Origin of the sequence: Delftia sp. PE138, assembly GCF_018320755.1 — a bacterium.
GTDB classification, from domain to species: domain Bacteria; phylum Pseudomonadota; class Gammaproteobacteria; order Burkholderiales; family Burkholderiaceae_C; genus Comamonas; species Comamonas tsuruhatensis.
Window position 1 is genome coordinate 31,865 of the sequence record NZ_JABEPN010000001.1, and the last position, 16,694, is coordinate 48,558.

The 16,694-nt window shown below is 67.6% G+C and carries 10 protein-coding genes; 6 read left to right on the forward strand and 4 right to left on the reverse strand.

Annotation, left to right across the window (positions count from 1 at the left end):
* Positions 1 to 28: 28 nt before the first annotated feature.
* Genes HFGMBDPB_RS00165 through HFGMBDPB_RS00175 form a run of 3 tightly spaced genes read left to right on the forward strand, consistent with a single transcriptional unit; the run spans position 29 to position 3,204 of the window.
* On the forward strand, positions 29 to 664 hold the full coding sequence (locus tag HFGMBDPB_RS00165) for a DsbA family protein (RefSeq protein WP_016450041.1): 636 nt from the start codon (positions 29 to 31) through the stop codon (positions 662 to 664).
* Positions 665 to 2,518 (forward strand): putative nucleotidyltransferase substrate binding domain-containing protein, encoded by a 1,854-nt coding sequence (locus HFGMBDPB_RS00170; protein WP_212644669.1) that lies wholly within the window; start codon positions 665 to 667, stop codon positions 2,516 to 2,518.
* Positions 2,515 to 3,204: a 3'-5' exonuclease gene (locus HFGMBDPB_RS00175; protein WP_212644670.1), complete on the forward strand. Its 690-nt coding sequence runs from the start codon at positions 2,515 to 2,517 to the stop codon at positions 3,202 to 3,204. The genes HFGMBDPB_RS00170 and HFGMBDPB_RS00175 overlap by 4 nt, the downstream gene beginning before the upstream one ends.
* Here the strand turns inward: HFGMBDPB_RS00175 and HFGMBDPB_RS00180 are convergent.
* The 4 genes from HFGMBDPB_RS00180 to HFGMBDPB_RS00195 form a co-directional block, all read right to left on the reverse strand.
* On the reverse strand, positions 3,180 to 4,028 hold the full coding sequence (locus HFGMBDPB_RS00180) for an AraC family transcriptional regulator (RefSeq protein WP_017407741.1): 849 nt from the start codon (positions 4,026 to 4,028) through the stop codon (positions 3,180 to 3,182). The genes HFGMBDPB_RS00175 and HFGMBDPB_RS00180 overlap by 25 nt on opposite strands.
* Entirely contained in the window at positions 4,025 to 4,660 is a 636-nt protein-coding gene (locus HFGMBDPB_RS00185) for a YbhB/YbcL family Raf kinase inhibitor-like protein (RefSeq protein WP_016450045.1), read from the reverse strand. The genes HFGMBDPB_RS00180 and HFGMBDPB_RS00185 overlap by 4 nt, the downstream gene beginning before the upstream one ends.
* 210 nt (positions 4,661 to 4,870) lie before the next feature.
* Positions 4,871 to 6,604: a cation acetate symporter gene (locus HFGMBDPB_RS00190; RefSeq protein WP_016450046.1), complete on the reverse strand. Its 1,734-nt coding sequence runs from the start codon at positions 6,602 to 6,604 to the stop codon at positions 4,871 to 4,873.
* Positions 6,601 to 6,909 (reverse strand): DUF485 domain-containing protein, encoded by a 309-nt coding sequence (locus tag HFGMBDPB_RS00195; protein ID WP_012207753.1) that lies wholly within the window; start codon positions 6,907 to 6,909, stop codon positions 6,601 to 6,603. Before HFGMBDPB_RS00195 ends, HFGMBDPB_RS00190 begins: the two co-directional genes overlap by 4 nt.
* 303 nt (positions 6,910 to 7,212) lie before the next feature.
* On the opposite strand from HFGMBDPB_RS00195, the gene HFGMBDPB_RS00200 reads away from it, so the two are divergent.
* The 3 genes from HFGMBDPB_RS00200 (at position 7,213) to uvrA (ending at position 16,692) form a co-directional block, all read left to right on the forward strand.
* Positions 7,213 to 8,895, forward strand: coding sequence for an MFS transporter (locus HFGMBDPB_RS00200; protein ID WP_016450047.1), 1,683 nt, complete (start codon positions 7,213 to 7,215; stop codon positions 8,893 to 8,895).
* Between the two features lie 412 nt (positions 8,896 to 9,307).
* On the forward strand, positions 9,308 to 10,297 hold the full coding sequence (locus HFGMBDPB_RS00205) for a porin (protein ID WP_212644671.1): 990 nt from the start codon (positions 9,308 to 9,310) through the stop codon (positions 10,295 to 10,297).
* Between the two features lie 431 nt (positions 10,298 to 10,728).
* Complete coding sequence (gene uvrA / locus HFGMBDPB_RS00210) at positions 10,729 to 16,692, forward strand: excinuclease ABC subunit UvrA (RefSeq protein WP_212644672.1); 5,964 nt, start codon at positions 10,729 to 10,731, stop codon at positions 16,690 to 16,692.
* The last annotated feature ends 2 nt before the right edge of the window (positions 16,693 to 16,694 follow it).

Genomic DNA, 16,694 nt, shown 5'->3' on the forward strand with positions numbered 1-16,694 from the left:
CTGGACTGCACTGCAGGAGCCTGCCGCCATGAAGCAGATCACCTTCCATCTCGACTTCGTCTCGCCCTATGCCTGGCTGGCCTTCGAGCAACTGCCTCAGGCCCTGCAGGGCATCAGCCACCACATGCAGTACCGCCCCGTGCTGCTGGGCGCGCTGCTGCAGCGCCATGCCAACCCGGGGCCGGCCGGCATCGCGGGCAAGCGCGAGTGGACCTACCGCCATGTGAGCTGGCTGGGCCATGCCACGGGCGTGGGGCTGGACATGCCGGCCCGCCATCCGTTCAACCCGCTGCCGCTGCTGCGCCTGGCGCTGGAATGCAGCGACGACGGCACGGTCAACCGCTTCGTCGCGGGCGCGGTGCTGCGCCATGTCTGGCAGGGCGGCGCCGACGCGCTGGACCCGGCGCGGCTCGACGCCCTGCGCGCCACGCTGGCGCCACAGCTGCGCACGGATGCGGCGGACAACGCCAAGCGCCTGCTGCGCGAGAACACCGACGCCGCGGCCGCGCAAGGCCTGTTCGGCGTGCCGGCCTGGGAAGTCGACGGCCGCCTCTTCTGGGGCCTGGACAGCCTGCCCATGCTGCGCGCCTACCTGGAAGGCGACAGCTGGTTCGACAGCGGCTGGGACGCGGCTGCAAGCGTGGAGCAAGGCCTGAAGGTTTGAATGGCGGGGCTGGAACAACGGCCCCGCCCCATGCCCAACGCCTTCAACTTCGCCGCCTCGCCCTTCGACTGCCTCACGCCCGACGAACAGGCGCTGGTGCGCGATGGCGTGGACATCGCCTACTTCCCCGAAGGCGCCGTGGTGCTGGACGCGGGCTCGGCGCCCACCCACCTCTTCGTCATCATCAAGGGCCATGTGGTGCAGACCGAGGGCGACGAGGTGCTGGCCAGCTACGGCCCCGACGACAGCTTCGACGGCCGCGCCCTGGTGGCCGGCCGCACGGGCAGCCGCTTCACCGTGGCGGAGGAGCTCATCGCCTACCAGCTTGCGCGCGAAACCGTGGGCGAGCTGATCGCGCGCAACACGGCCTTTGGCGCCCTGCTGTTCTCCGACCTGGGCCACAAGCTGGGCACATTGGCCCAGCGCGCCGACCGGCACGAATTGCAGTCGCTGACGCTGGCGCGCGTGGACCAGGCCTATCTGCGTGCCGCCCATGTGGTGGATGCGGCCACCGACATCGTCTCCGTGGTGCGCCTGTTCCATGCAGAGCGCACGACCAGCGTGCTGGTCTCGGGACTGCCGCAGGGCGGCCTGGGCATCTTCACGGGCACCACGCTGCAGCGCGCCATCCTCGACGGCCGCCCGCTGGAGCGGCTGGCCGTGGGCGAGTTCGCCAGCCAGCCCGTGTTCACCGTGCGCGCCGACGACCAGCTGGGCGACGCCCTGGTCGTGCTGCTGCGTGCGCGCGTGCACAGGCTGGCCGTGCTCGATGCACAGGGCCAGGTGCTGGGCATCCTGGAGGCGCTGGACCTGTTCAGCTTCCTGGCCAACCACTCCCACCTGATCACCGTGCAGATCGAGCAGGCCGCCGACCTGCAGGCGCTGGAGCAGGCCGCCGCCCAGATCACGCGCCTGGTGGCCGCCCTGCACCGGGGCGGCACGCGCATTGCCCTCATGGCGCGCCTGGTGCAGCAGCTCAATGCCCGTTTGTTCGAGCGTGCCTGGCAGATGCTGGCGCCGCCGGACCTGGTGGCCCACAGCTGCCTCTTCGTCATGGGCAGCGAGGGGCGCGGCGAGCAATTGCTCAAGACCGACCAGGACAACGGCCTGCTGCTGCGCGACGGCTATGCGCCGCCCCAGGACCTCGATGCGATCTGCGCGCGCTTTTCCGCGCAGCTGCAGCGCTTCGGCTACCCCGAGTGCCCGGGCGGCATCATGCTCAGCAATCCGCTGTGGCGCGGCACGGTGGCCGACTTTGGCCGTCGTGTGCGCGAATGGCTGATCCTGCCCAGCCCGCCAGGGCTGATGCACCTGGCCATCTTTCTGGACGCCCACGCCGTGGCAGGCGATGCAGCCTTGCTGGCGCAGGTTCGGCGGGACCTGATGGCGCTGGCCCTGGACAGCGACGCCCAGGTGGCGCGCTTTGCCTCGGCCGTCGACGCCTTCGCGCACGAGCCGGGCAGCTGGTGGGAGCGGCTGCTGGGCCGTGGCGACGAGGGGGCGCCCGTGCACCTCAAGAAGGCCGGCATCTTTCCCATCGTCCACGGCGTGCGCAGCCTGGCGCTGGCCCACCACATCGCCGCCACGGGAACGGCCGAGCGCCTGGCGGCCCTGGTGGCCGAAGGCGTGCTCGATGAAGTCCAGGGCCGCGAACTGCTTGAAGGACTGCACTTTCTCATGGGCCTGCGCCTGCAGGCGGGACTGGCCGAGATCGACCTGGGCCGCCCCGTCACCGGCCATGTGGACCCGGCGCGCCTGAGCAGCCTGGAGCGTGACCTGCTCAAGGACACGCTGGCCGTGGTGCGGCGCTTCCGCGAACTGCTGCGCCAGCGCCTGCGGCTGGACGCCGTATGAGCGCGGCGCCCTTGCAGCGCTGGGTGGCGGGCCTGCGGCGCAACTGGCAGCGGCGCAGGCTGGCGGAACCCGCCTATGACTTCCTTTTCGGTGCGCCGCCGCCCGGCGAATGGGTGGCGCTGGACTGCGAGACCACGGGCCTGGATGTGCGCTGCGACCAGATCATCTCCATCGGCGCCGTGCGCATCTTGGGAGATCGCATCCTGTCCAGCGAGCGCCTGGAGCTGCTGGTGCGCCCCTCGCGCAGCGTGCCAGCGGACAGCGTGCGCATCCACCGCCTGCGCGAGCGCGACCTGGCCCGGGGCCTGGCCATCGAGGACGCGCTCGCGCAGCTGCTGCGCTTCATCGGCAGCCGCCCGCTGGTCGGCTACTACCTGGAATTCGACGTGGCCATGATCGAGCGCGTGCTGCGCCCCTGGCTGGGCACGGGCCTGCCCAACGAGCGCATCGAGGTCTCGGCCCTGTACTACGACCACCGCTTCCGGCAGCTGCTGCCCTGGCAGCAGCAGGCGCCCGAGATCGACCTGCGCTTTGCCACGCTGATGGCCGATCTGGGCCTGCCCCGGCGCGAGGCCCACGACGCGCTCAACGACGCCGTGATGGCGGCGCTGGCCTTCATCAAGCTGCGCAGGCTGGCTGGCGGGACGCCGGCCGCGCTGCATCAGCGCAAGGCGGACGGCGAATAGCCGAAGCGCGCACGGAAGCGCTCCGAAAAGCGCGCACGCGACTGGTAGCCACAGGCCTGGGCGATGTGTTGCAGGCTCCAGCCGGTGGTCTGCACCAGCAGCATGGCGTGGTGCATGCGCGTGTCCACCAGCAGTTCCTCGAAGCGGACGCCCTCGCCGGCCAAGCGCCGGCGCAGCGTGGCCTCGCTCATGGCCAGCGCGCTGCCGGCGCTGTGCGCTGTCCAGTGCTGCTGGGGCGCCTGGGCAATGAGGGTGCGCAGGCGCGAGGCCGTGCCGGGCGGGCCCGCGCGGCGCAGGATGTGGCCGCGCTCCGCGAGCGCGGCGAGCAGGTCCATCAGCCGGTAGCGCAGCCGTTCGTCGCTGAGAGTCGGCGACGGCACGCTGGCCAGCACCTGCCGCAGAGCGTCTTGCAGGTCGTCGTCCAGCGGCAGTTGCCGAAAGGCCTGCTCGTCCAGCGGCAGCGCTGCGGGCTGGGCGCGTGTGCGGTGGAACGCCTCCAGCAGCTCGGGCGACAGTGCCAGCAGCACGGAGCGAAAGGGCTGTCCGCCGCTGCCCGGTGTCTTCATCAGATCGGCGCTGGTATGCGCCTGCACCAGCAGCAGGCAAGAGGGCGTGTCCACCGTGGTCTGGTGGCTGCCGTCGTGCAGGTCCAGCCTGCCTGCCGCCACCAGCAGCAGGCAGGCTTCATGGAACAGGAAGCGCGGCGTATGCCGGGCCTGGCGCAGGCTGGGCTGCGCCAGGCTGCACAGGCCGGCCCGCACCACGGGGGCGGCAGAAGGCAGCAGCCAGTGGCTGCCGGGCACCGGGTCGCCGTTCAGGTTCAAGCGGCGCAGACCGCAGGGTTCAGGCTGTACAGGCCGGTGATGCTGGCCTTGCCCAGCACCTGGCCGGCTTGCAGCGCCGCGCGCACATTGGCGCCGGTCAGTTCGCCGGAGACCGCCAGCGTGGGCGTGGCCAGCGCATAGACGGTGAAGACGTAGTGGTGGACGATGCTGTCGTTCCACGGGGGGCAGGGGCCGTCGTAGCCGTAGTAGTCGCCCTTCATCTGCTCGTCGCCCGCGAACCAGCCCGTGTAGTCGTTGATGCCGTGGCGCAGGCCGCCGGGGGCGGCGGGGCCGCTCTTGCCGCGCGGCGTGACGCCGTCGGACTGGGCACCTGCCGCGATCTCGGTGGTGGCGGCCGGAATGTCCAGCAGCAGCCAGTGGAAGAAGTCCACGCGCGGCAGGCTGGCCGGCACTTCGCGGCCTTCCTGGTTCACATCGTCGCCGCGGCTGGGCACGTCGGGATCGTGGCAGACCACGACGAAGGACTGCGTGCCCGCCGGTGCGCCGCTCCAGGCAAGGTGCGGATTGCGGTTGGACGACAGCGCCACGTGGGATGCCGCATCGGGCACGGCGAACGCGAATTCGCCGGGGATGGCCTGGCCGTCCTGGAAGCTTTGGCTGGTGAGTTGCATGTCGGATGGATCCTGTGCGTTGAAGAGAGAAGTCATGCTGCACGAAGCGCTCGGCAGACCCCCGAGTCTAGGGGCGGGGAAAACGCAGGACATCGCCCATCCGCTCAAAAGGCTTCTCCAGCCGATCAAACTGAGTGTCTCTGGTGTGGCGAGGGATGAAAAAAAGCCGGGCGCATGGCCCGGCTTGTGCGTGGTTGCCGCTTCGGCAGCTCAGTGGCCGGAGGCGCCCGAAGCTCCCAGACCCGTTTCCGAACGCACCTGCTGCGCGGGGAACACGGCGCGTTCCCTGGCGGCCTGGGCACTCTTGTCGAGCACCGAGAACAGCCACACGCCCACGAAGCCGATGGTCATGGAGAACAGCGCGGGCGATGCATAGGGGAACCATGCCGAGCCTGCGGGGTTGCCCAGCGTGGCTTCCCAGACCGGGGGCGAGACGATGGTCAGGCCCACCGAGGACGCCAGGCCCATGAAGCCGCCGATCACGGCGCCCTTGGTCGTGCAGTCCTTCCACAGCACCGACAGCAGCAGCGGGGGGAAGTTGGCCGAGGCCGCGACCGCGAAGGCCAGCGACACCATGAAGGCAATGTTCTGCTTCTCGAACACGATGCCCAGCAGCACGGCGATGGCGCCCAGCGTCAGCGTGGTGATGCGCGAGACGCGCAGCTCGGCGGCGCTGTCGGCCTTGCCCTTCTTGATCACGGTGGCGTACAGGTCATGCGACACGGCCGAGGCGCCCGACAGCGTCAGGCCCGCGACCACGGCCAGGATGGTGGCGAAGGCCACGGCCGAGATGAAGCCGTAGAACACGTCGCCGCCCACGCTCTTGGCCACCAGCACGGCCGCCATGTTGGCCGTGCCCGCGCCGCCGTGGATCACGCCCTTGACCGTGTCGGCCATCTCGGGGTTGGTCAGCACCAGGGTGATGGCGCCGAAGCCGATGATGAAGATCAGCACGTAGAAGTAGCCGATCCAGGTCGTGGCCCAGAACACGCTCTTGCGCGCTTCCTTGGCGTCGGGCACGGTGAAGAAGCGCATCAGGATGTGGGGCAGGCCCAGCGTGCCGAACATCAGCGCCATGCCGAAGCTGATGGCCGAGATCGGGTCCTTGATGAAGCCGCCCGGGCCCATGATGGCCAGGCCCGCCTTGGCGGCGGCCGAGGGGTCGGCGCCGTTGTTGGCAGCGATCTCGGAGCGCACGCGCACGCCTTCGGCGAACAGCGCCTCGGGGCTGAAGCCGTACTTGGCCAGCACCATGAAGCCCATGAAGGTCACGCCGGCCAGCAGCATGCAGGCCTTGATGATCTGCACCCAGGTCGTGGCCGTCATGCCGCCGAACAGCACGTAGATCATCATCAGGCCGCCCACCAGCACCACGGCGATCCAGTAGTCCAGGCCGAACAGCAGCTTGATCAGCTGGCCCGCGCCCACCATCTGCGCGATCAGGTAGAAGGCCACCACCACCAGCGTGCCGCTGGCCGCGAAGGCGCGGAACGGCGTCTGGGAGAAGCGGTAGCCGGCCACGTCGGCGAAGGTGAACTTGCCCAGGTTGCGCAGGCGCTCGGCCAGCAGGAAGGTCAGGATGGGCCAGCCCACCAGGAAGCCGATGGAGTAGATGAGGCCGTCATAGCCGCTGGCCATGACCGAGGCCGAGATGCCCAGGAAGGAGGCGGCCGACATGTAGTCGCCCGCAATCGCCAGGCCGTTCTGGAAGCCCGTGATGCCGCCGCCGGCCGTGTAGAAATCGGCCGCCGACTTGGTGCGGCCCGCGGCCCATTTGGTGATCCACAGCGTGGCCACGACGAAGGCCGTGAAGAGAATGATGGCGGTCCAGTTGGTGGCCTGCTTGGCGGCCACGCCGACATCGCCGCCGGCGGCCAGCACGGGCCCCGTCAGGGCCAGCGCCACGGCGGGCGCCAGCAGCATGCGTTGTGCGGAATTCTTCATTTCGTGGCGTCCTTCAGGATGTCCTGGGTGAGCTTGTCGTACTCGCCATTGGCACGGCGCACGTAGAGGCCGGTGACGATCACCGAGAACACGATCACGCCCATGGCGATAGGAATGCCCAGCGAGGTCACGCCCGCGCCAATGGGCTGGGCCAGAAAGGATTTGTCGAAGGCAATCAGCGCGATATAGCCGTAATAAACGACCAGCATCAGCAGCGTCAGAAAAAGGCCCAGGCGATTGCGTCTGGACCGCAGCTCCTGGTATTTGGGATGGCGCTGTATCTTGTCTACCACCGGATCGGTCATGGTTTGTCTCCTGAAGTTGGAATCGCGGCGGCAGCCCCATGGATCTGCAGCCTTGCGGCGCATTCTGGAAAGCGCTTCTGACCGAGTGCTTACGCAGTGCAGCATGGTTCGCCAGGGTTTTTACGGTGCTTTTCACATGGAAAAAGACGGCATCAGGGTTGCTGCTGAGTTAGTAAGAAATCGTTCAGTTCGCCGTCAATTTCTGTAAGAGGTGAGTCAGATTCGCGTCAGCAGGCAGGCGGATAGTGAATCGGCGGGCCTATGGCAAGCCCGCTAAATATTCAATAAATCAAGGAGACAGACATGGCTATCAACGCATCGCAAGGCGCGGGGGTCAAGGCGACCCCGCGGCCCATGACTCCGGAAGAACGCAAGGTGATCTTTGCCTCGTCGCTAGGCACGGTATTCGAGTGGTACGACTTCTATCTCTACGGATCGCTGGCGGCCATCATCGCCAAGCAATTCTTCAGCGGGCTCGATGCGGGATCGGCCTTCATCTTCGCGCTGCTGGCCTTCGCGGCCGGCTTCATCGTGCGGCCCTTCGGCGCACTGGTGTTCGGGCGGCTGGGCGACATGATCGGCCGCAAGTACACCTTCCTCGTGACCATCCTGATCATGGGCCTGTCGACCTTCATCGTCGGCATCCTGCCCACCTACGCCAGCATCGGCGTGGCGGCGCCGGTGATCCTCATCGGCCTGCGCATGCTGCAGGGCCTGGCCCTGGGCGGCGAGTACGGCGGTGCGGCCACCTATGTGGCCGAGCACGCGCCGCACGGCAAGCGCGGCGCCTACACCTCGTGGATACAGACCACGGCAACGCTGGGCCTGTTCCTGTCGCTGCTGGTGATCCTGGGCGTGCGCACCTCCATCGGCGAGCAGGCCTTCGCGGACTGGGGCTGGCGCATTCCCTTCCTGCTGTCCATCGTGCTGCTGGGCATCTCGGTGTGGATCCGCATGACGCTGTCCGAGTCGCCAGCCTTCCAGAAGATGAAGGCCGAGGGCAAGGTCTCCAAGGCTCCGCTGTCCGAGTCCTTCGGCCAGTGGCGCAACCTCAAGATCGTGATCCTGGCGCTGATCGGCCTGACCGCCGGCCAGGCTGTCGTCTGGTACACGGGCCAGTTCTATGCGCTGTTCTTCCTGACCCAGCAGCTCAAGGTCGATGCGGTGACGGCCAACCTGCTGATCGCGGCGGCACTGATCATCGGCACGCCGTTCTTCGTGATCTTCGGTTCGCTGTCCGACAAGATAGGCCGCAAGCCCATCATCATGCTGGGCTGCGTGCTGGCCGTGGTGACCTACTTCCCCGTGTTCAAGGCGCTGACCGAGGCGGCCAACCCCGACCTGGCCGCGGCCCAGGCCAAGAGCAAGGTGGTGATCGTTGCCGATCCCAAGGAATGCTCGTTCCAGTTCAATCCCACGGGCACTTCCAAGTTCACCAGTTCCTGCGACGTGGCCAAGCAGCTGCTGGCCGCCGGCTCGGTCAGCTATGACTCCGAGGACGCAGCGCCCGGCAAGACGGCCTTCATCCGCATCGGCAGCACCGAGATCCCCTCGTTCTCCGTCAAGGGCCTGAGCCCCGAGGAAGCCAAGGCCAAGGACGCCGAGTTCAAGAAGACCGTGGCCAAGGTGCTGGCCGAGGACGGCTATCCCACCAAGGCCGACCCCGCGAAGATGAACAAGGTGATGATGGTCGCCATCCTGACCTACCTGGTCATCCTCGTGACCATGGTCTACGGCCCCATCGCCGCCATGCTGGTGGAGCTGTTCCCCACCCGCATCCGCTATACCTCCATGAGCCTGCCGTACCACATCGGCAATGGCTGGTTCGGCGGCCTGCTGCCCACCATGTCGTTCGCCATCGTGGCCCAGACCGGCAACATGTACAGCGGCCTCTGGTATCCCATCGTCATTGCCGGCGCCACGGCCATCATCGGTACGCTGTTCCTGCGCGAGACCAAGGATGTGGATATCTACGCGAATGATTGAGGGCTCCCCCTGAGGCGCTGACGCGCCTTCCCCCGTATGCACGGCGCCTTCTCTCGCTTCGCGGGAGGGGGACGACGCCATCGCCGCGAGGCGGCTCTTGCTCGGCGTCTCTGAGTTGGGCCGCGCCGGTTGCATGCGGTGTGCGCAGTATCCGACTGTGTTTTGTGGCGCTGCATTGACGAAAGCCCATGGCGGTTTGCCATGGGCTTTTTTCGTATGGCGCTTCTACTGGTTTTCCATGTCATGCCTGTGGCAGCAAAGCATCAGATCGCGCATTTTCAGAGGCGGCCGTACATTTTTTGACATGCCCGCACCTAGAATTCGCAGCAGCCGCAAATGGCACTGATCTAGAGCCGGAGTCGGCCCTGAGATTTCAAGAATACCCACTCAACAATCCCAAGGAGATGCCGAGATGATCAAGATGAACCGCGTTGCCCTGGCCGTGCTGGCCGTGCTGGGTTCCACCACCGTGATGGCGCAAAGCAGCGTCACGATCTATGGCCGTATCAACACCACGATCGAGCGCCAGAAGATCGGTGACGAAAGCGTCAGCAAGATGGAGAACAACTCCTCGCGTTGGGGCATGCGCGGTGTCGAAGATCTGGGCGGCGGCCTGAAGGCCGGCTTCGTGCTGGAAAGCGGCTTCGCTTCCGACACCGGCATGGGCTCCTCCTCCACCGGCGCGCTGACCTTCGGCCGCCAGAGCGAAGTGAACCTGTCGGGCAACTTCGGTATGCTGCGCCTGGGCAACTTCTTCCCCGGCTCGTACTTCGCCACGGCCGACTACGTGAGCATGCACAACCATGACACGGGTTCGTCCTCCGACGCGCTGTACTTCGATCCCGTCTGGTTCGCCAGCGGCCTGGGCACCGCCAACAAGATCTCCTACACCACGCCCAACTTCGGCGGCCTGACGGTGGAAGGCTCTGTCTCCATGCACGAGAAGGCCACCGCCCTGGCCAAGAAGAAGAACGGCTACGACCTGGCCGCCAACTACAACGTGGGCCCCCTGGCCCTGGGCGCCGGCTACAGCCAGTTCGACGAAGACAAGCAGCTGGCCTTCCGCGCTGCCTACACTCTCGGCCAGTTCGTGCTGGGCGGCTACTACCAGCGCAACGACGAAGAAATCCGCGGCACGCGCAACAACTTCCGTCTGTCGGGCATGTACACCCAGGGCGCTTCCGAGTTCCACGTGAACCTGGGCCACGCCAACAAGTGGAGCAACATTGCCGACTCCGGCGCCAACCAGTGGACCCTGGGCTACAACTACAACCTGAGCAAGCGCACCAAGGTCTACGGCTACTACACCAAGGTGGACAACAAGGCCGGCGCCAACTACATGACCGGCGTGAAGGGCGCGGACTTCTCGTCCTTCGCCGTCGGCGTGCGCCACGCATTCTGATCGCCGCGCGGCGTAAGCCGCGAGCAAAGCAGGTCTGTTCCAATCAGCACCTGCCTGCCATCAGGCCTCGTACCGAAAGGTGCGGGGCCTTTTTGTCTGGGCCCGTCTTTTCACAGCCTGATCAAGGAAATACCCATGAGGATCATCGCGGCCGGTTGCCTGGCCTTTGTTGTCGTGTCGCTGCTGGCCATCACCCAGGTGAAGGGCGTGCCGGACGGGCAGGCCATGCCTGCCTCCGTGCAGATGGCCAAGTAAGACCTTGAAAGAGGCACGAGCCCCGGACTGGTTCCGGGGTTTTTTTATGGTCGCGCGGATGCGTTGAGGAGGCGTTTTTTGTTTAACCTGTATGAAAATACAGGTATTGAGAAGCGTCCGATGCCTGACGCATGGACTGCCTAGAATGTTTGGCTCCCACTGACCACACAACATCCATGACGCACGGTCTGATTCGAATTCGCGGCGCACGCCAGCACAATCTCCAGAACCTGGATCTCGACATCCGTACCGGCGAGCTGACCGTGGTCACGGGGCCCAGCGGCTCGGGCAAGTCCAGCCTGGTGTTCGATACCCTGTATGCCGAAGGCCAGCGCCGCTATGTCGAGACCTTCTCGGCCTATGCGCGGCAGTTCCTGGACCGCATGGACAAGCCGGCCGTGGACCGTGTGGAAGGTGTGCCGCCGGCCATCGCCATCGACCAGACCAATCCCGTCCGCAACTCGCGCTCCACCGTGGGCACGATGACCGAGCTCAACGACCACCTGAAGCTGCTGTTCGCGCGCGCAGCCCAGCTGTTCGACCGCGACACCGCCGTGCCCGTGCGCCACGACACGCCCGACAGCGTGCTGGAGGAGCTGGCCGAGCGTTGCCGGCAGGCCGGTGATCCGCGCATCGCCATCACCTTCCCCGTCGAGTTGCCCGCCAACACCACGGCTGCAGAGGTGGAGCAATGGCTGTCGGCCAGCGGCTTCACCAAGGTCCAGGCCGAGCGCGAGGCCGAGAAGGCCGGCGCCGTGGAACCTGCCGCCAACGCCAACGCCAAGGGCAAGAAGGCCAAGGCGGCGGCGCCGCTCAAGGTCAAGATGCTGGACGTGGTGGCCGACCGCTTCCGCCTGGGCAACGTCGAGCGCGCCCGCGCCTACGAGGCCATCGAGGTGGCACTCAAGCGCGGCAGCGGCCACATGACGGTCTATGTGCTGCCTGAATCCGCCGTGGAAGCCGCAGGTGCCCAGCCCACCGAGCCCCAGCTGTGGAAGTTCTCGCTGGGCCTGCACTGCCCCGAAAGCGGCCTGAGCTACCAGGAGCCGATTCCCTCGCTGTTCTCCTTCAACTCCGCCGTGGGCGCCTGCGAGGCCTGCCGGGGCTTTGGCCGCGTGATCGGCGTGGACTGGGGGCTGGTCATCCCCAACGACAAGCTCACCCTGCGCACGGGCGCCATCAAGCCCGTGCAGACACCGGCCTGGAAGGAGATCCAGGACGACATGATGCGCCACGCCGAGGCCGAAGGCATCCCGCGCGACACGGCCTGGGCCAAGCTCACCGACGCGCAAAAGAGCTGGGTGCTGGACGGCTCGCCCAACTGGAATGGCAAGTGGACCCAGACCTGGTACGGCATCAAGCGCTTCTTCGAATACCTGGAGAGCAAGGCCTACAAGATGCACATCCGGGTGCTGCTGTCCAAGTACCGCAGCTATACCGAATGCCCCACCTGCGGCGGCGCGCGGCTGAAGACCGAAAGCCTGCTGTGGCGCCTGGGCGGCAAGCAGGCCGCCGATGCCGTGCTGCCGCCCGGCGACGAAGGCCGCTACCGCCGCTTCATGCCGAAGGGCGTGGCCTGGAGCCGCGAGCAGCTGGACGCGCTGCCGGGCCTGTGCCTGCACGACCTGATGCAGCTGCCCCTGGTGCGGCTGCGTGATTTCTTCCAGCAGCTGGCGCCGGCTGCCGATGCCCCGCTGCATGACGGCGAGGCCCAGGCCCTCAAGATGCTGCACGCCGAAATCATGGCGCGCGTGCAGTACCTGTGCGACGTGGGCATCGGCTACCTCACGCTGGACCGCCAGAGCCGCACGCTGTCGGGCGGCGAGGTGCAGCGCATCAACCTGACCACGGCCCTGGGCACCTCGCTGGTCAACACCCTGTTCGTGCTCGACGAGCCCAGCATCGGCCTGCACCCGCGCGACATGGAACGCATCACCGAGGCCATGCAGCGCCTGCGCGATGCAGGCAACACCCTGGTCGTGGTCGAGCACGACCCGGCCGTGATGTTCGCGGCCGACCGCATGATCGACATGGGCCCCGGCCCCGGCGCGCGCGGCGGCCAGATCGTCTTCGACGGCACGCCCGACGACCTGCGACATGCCGACACGCTGACCGGCGCCTACCTGGGCGGCCGCAAGCAGGTGGGCTTCGGCCTCAAGCGCATGGTGACCGAGTCCACGCCGCGCCTCATCCTCGAAGGCGCGCGCGAGCACAACCTGCGCAGCATCGACGTGGACTTTCCGCTGCAGCGACTGGTCACCATCACCGGCGTCAGCGGCTCGGGCAAGTCCACGCTGATCCAGGACGTGCTGGTGCCCGCGCTGATGCGCCACTTCGGCAAGCCCACGGATGCGGCCGGCGCCTTCGAGCGCCTGCTGGGCGCCGACCACCTGAGCGACGTGATGTTCGTGGACCAGTCGCCCATCGGCAAGACGGCGCGCTCCAACCCGGCCAGCTACGTGGGCGCCTGGGACTCCATCCGCGAGCTGTTCGCCATTGCGCCGCTGTCGCGCCAGCGCGGCTACACGGCCGCCAAGTTCAGCTTCAACAGCGGCGACGGCCGCTGCCCCACCTGCGGCGGCTCGGGCTTCGAGCATGTGGAGATGCAGTTCCTCTCCGATGTCTACCTGCGCTGTCCCGACTGCAACGGCACGCGCTACCGCCCCGAGATCCTGGAAGTCATGATCGAGCGCCACGCGGCCGGCGAGTTGCAGCCGCGCAAGCTCAACGTGGCCGATGTGCTGGAGCTCACCGTGGCCGAGGCGGCCCTGCTGTTCGCCCAGGACCGCGAGGTCATCCGCGCCCTGCAGCCCATCGTCGATGTGGGCCTTGAATACGTGAAGCTGGGCCAGCCCGTGCCCACGCTGTCGGGCGGCGAGGCCCAGCGCCTCAAGCTCGCGGGCTTCCTGGCGGAGGCCGCCAAGTCCCAGGCCAAGTCGAAGCAGGCGCTGGCCAAGAAGGGCACATTGTTCCTGTTCGACGAACCCACCACGGGCCTGCACTTCGACGACATCGCCAAGCTCATGCGCGCGCTGCGCAAGCTGCTGGAGGCCGGGCACTCGCTGATCGTCATCGAGCACAACCTCGACGTGATCCGTGCCAGCGACTGGCTGATCGACCTCGGTCCCGAAGGCGGCGACGGCGGCGGCGCCATCGTGGCCCAGGGCACGCCCGAGGAGGTGCGCCAGGTGCCTGGCTCGCACACGGCCCAGGCGCTGCGCGAGTACGACCTGGCCATGGGCGTGGGCGGCGAGGCCGTGCGCGAGGTCGCCCCCATGCTCTACAAGAGCCAGCGCAAGGCGCATGCCATGTCGGGGGCGGCCGCCAGGAATGCCATCGAGATCGTCAACGCCAAGGAGCACAACCTCAAGCAGCTGTCGGTGGAGATCCCGCGCGGCAAGTTCAACGTGGTGACGGGCGTCTCGGGCTCGGGCAAGTCCACGCTGGCCTTCGACATCCTGTTCAACGAAGGGCAGCGACGCTACCTGGAATCGCTCAACGCCTATGCGCGCTCCATCGTCCAGCCTGCGGGCCGGCCCGAGGTGGATGCCGTCTACGGCATTCCGCCCACCGTGGCCATCGAGCAGCGCCTGTCGCGCGGCGGGCGCAAGTCCACCGTGGGCACGACCACCGAGGTCTGGCACTTCCTGCGCCTGCTCTACGTCAAGCTGGGCACGCAGCACTGCATCCACGACGGCGCCGCGGTGCAGCCGCAGACGGAGGAAAGCATCGCGGCCCAGCTGCTCACGCAGTTCCGGGGCCAGACCATCGGCCTGCTGGCACCGCTGGTGGTCAACCGCAAGGGCGTCTATACCGAGCTGGCCGACTGGGCACGGCCGCGCGGCTACACCCATCTGCGCGTGGACGGCGAATTCCTGCCCACCACGGGATTCCCGCGCATCGACCGCTTCAAGGAACACACCATCGAGCTGCCCGTGGCCAGCATCACCGTCACGGCGGCCAGCGAGCGCGAGCTGCGCGGCCACCTGGTGCAGGCGCTGGAAACAGGCAAGGGCGTGCTGCATGTGCTGTCCGGCCTGGACAACCTGGCCGATGCCATGGCCGGCGGCCGGAGCACGGCCGGCATCGGCAGCCTGCAGGTGTTCTCCACCCAGCGCGCCTGCCCGGTCTGCGCCACCAGCTATGCCGAGCTGGACCCGCGCCTGTTCTCCTACAACAGCAAGCATGGCTGGTGCCCCGACTGCGTGGGCACGGGCGTCAAGCTCACCAAGGACCAGCGCAAGGTCTATGACGACACCCTGCTGGTCGAGGACAACCGGGGCCGCGAGGTCAAGTTCGAAGGCCAGGAAATCGAGGACCTGGCCGAAGTGACCTGCCCCACCTGCCAGGGCACACGCCTGAACGCCACGGCGCGTGCCGTGCGTTTCCATGGCGTGGGCATTGCCGAGATCGCCCAGCTGTCGGTCAACGACGTGCGCCAATGGGTGCAGGCGCTGGCGATGTCGGGCCGCGAGGCCGATATTGCGCGCGACCTCATCCCCGAGATCCAGAGCCGCCTCGAATTCCTCGAGGAAGTGGGCCTGGGCTACCTGACGCTGGACCGTGGCGCGCCCACGCTGTCGGGCGGCGAGGCCCAGCGCATCCGCCTGGCCGCGCAACTGGGCAGCAACCTGCAGGGCGTGTGCTATGTGCTGGACGAACCCACCATCGGCCTGCATGCGCGCGACAACCAGATCCTGCTCAACGCCCTGCACAAGCTGGGCGACAAGGGCAACACCCTGGTCGTGGTCGAGCATGACGAAGACACCATCCGCCGCGCCGACCACATCATCGACATCGGCCCCAGCGCCGGCATTCGCGGCGGCCGCCTCGTGGCCCAGGGCACGGCGGCCGACATCATGGCGGCCGAGGACTCCATCACGGGCCGCTACCTGCTGCATGCCATGCGCCACCCGTTCCAGCCGCGCCGCTGGGTGGGCGAAGGCCAGCCGCCGCAGGCGGCCGCCGAGCTTGCCGCCGTGGCCGAACCGGTGCCGGAACCCGCGCCTGTCAAGGTATCCAAATCCAAAAAGAAGGCCGCGCCTGTCGTTGTCGAAGCCGAACCCGCCTCCGACGCATTGGGCTGGCTGACCGTGCGCGGCGCCCATTTGCACAACCTGCAGAACGTGGATGCGCGCGTGCCGCTCAAGCGCCTGGTGGCCGTCACGGGCGTCAGCGGCTCGGGCAAGTCCACGCTGGCGCGCGACGTGATGCTGGCCAATGTGGCCGCCTGGGTGGGCCAGCGCGCCACCAAGGCCGGGCGTGATGCCATGGACGCGGGCAAGGCGCCTGCGCTGTCGGGCTGCAAGGGCCTGCAGGGCTTCGAAGGCATTGACCGCGTGCTGGAAGTGGACCAGACCCCCATCGGCAAGACCCCGCGCAGCTGCCCGGCCACCTACATCGGCTTCTGGGACACCATCCGCAAGCTCTACGCCGAAACGCTGGAGGCCAAGGCGCGCGGCTACGCGGCCGGCCGCTTCTCGTTCAACACCGGCGAAGGCCGCTGCCCGGCCTGCGAGGGCCAGGGCATGCGCACCATCGAGATGAGCTTCCTGCCCGACGTGAAGGTGCCCTGCGAGGTCTGCCACGGCGCGCGCTTCAACCCCGAGACCCTGGCTGTCTCCTGGCGCGGCAAGAGCATTGGCGACGTGCTGCAGATGGAGGTGGACGAGGCCGTCGAGTTCTTCGCCAGCATGCCCAGCATCGCCCACCCGCTGCAACTGCTCAAGGACGTGGGCCTGGGCTATCTCACGCTGGGCCAGCCCTCGCCCACGCTGTCGGGCGGCGAGGCCCAGCGCATCAAGCTCGTCACCGAGCTGACCAAGGTGCGCGACGACGTGACCCGGCGCGGCAACAAGGCGCCGCACACGCTCTATGTGCTGGACGAACCCACGGTGGGCCTGCACATGGCCGACGTGGACAAGCTCATCCGCGTGCTGCACCGCCTGGTCGATGCGGGCCACAGCGTGGTCGTCATCGAGCATGACCTGGACGTGATCGCCGAGGCCGACTGGATCATCGACCTCGGCCCCGAAGGCGGCAAGGACGGCGGCCGCATCATTGCGGCCGGCACGCCCGAGGATCTGGTGGCTGCGGGCACGCACACGGGCAAGGCGCTCAAGCCCGTGCTGGCCCGTTGAGC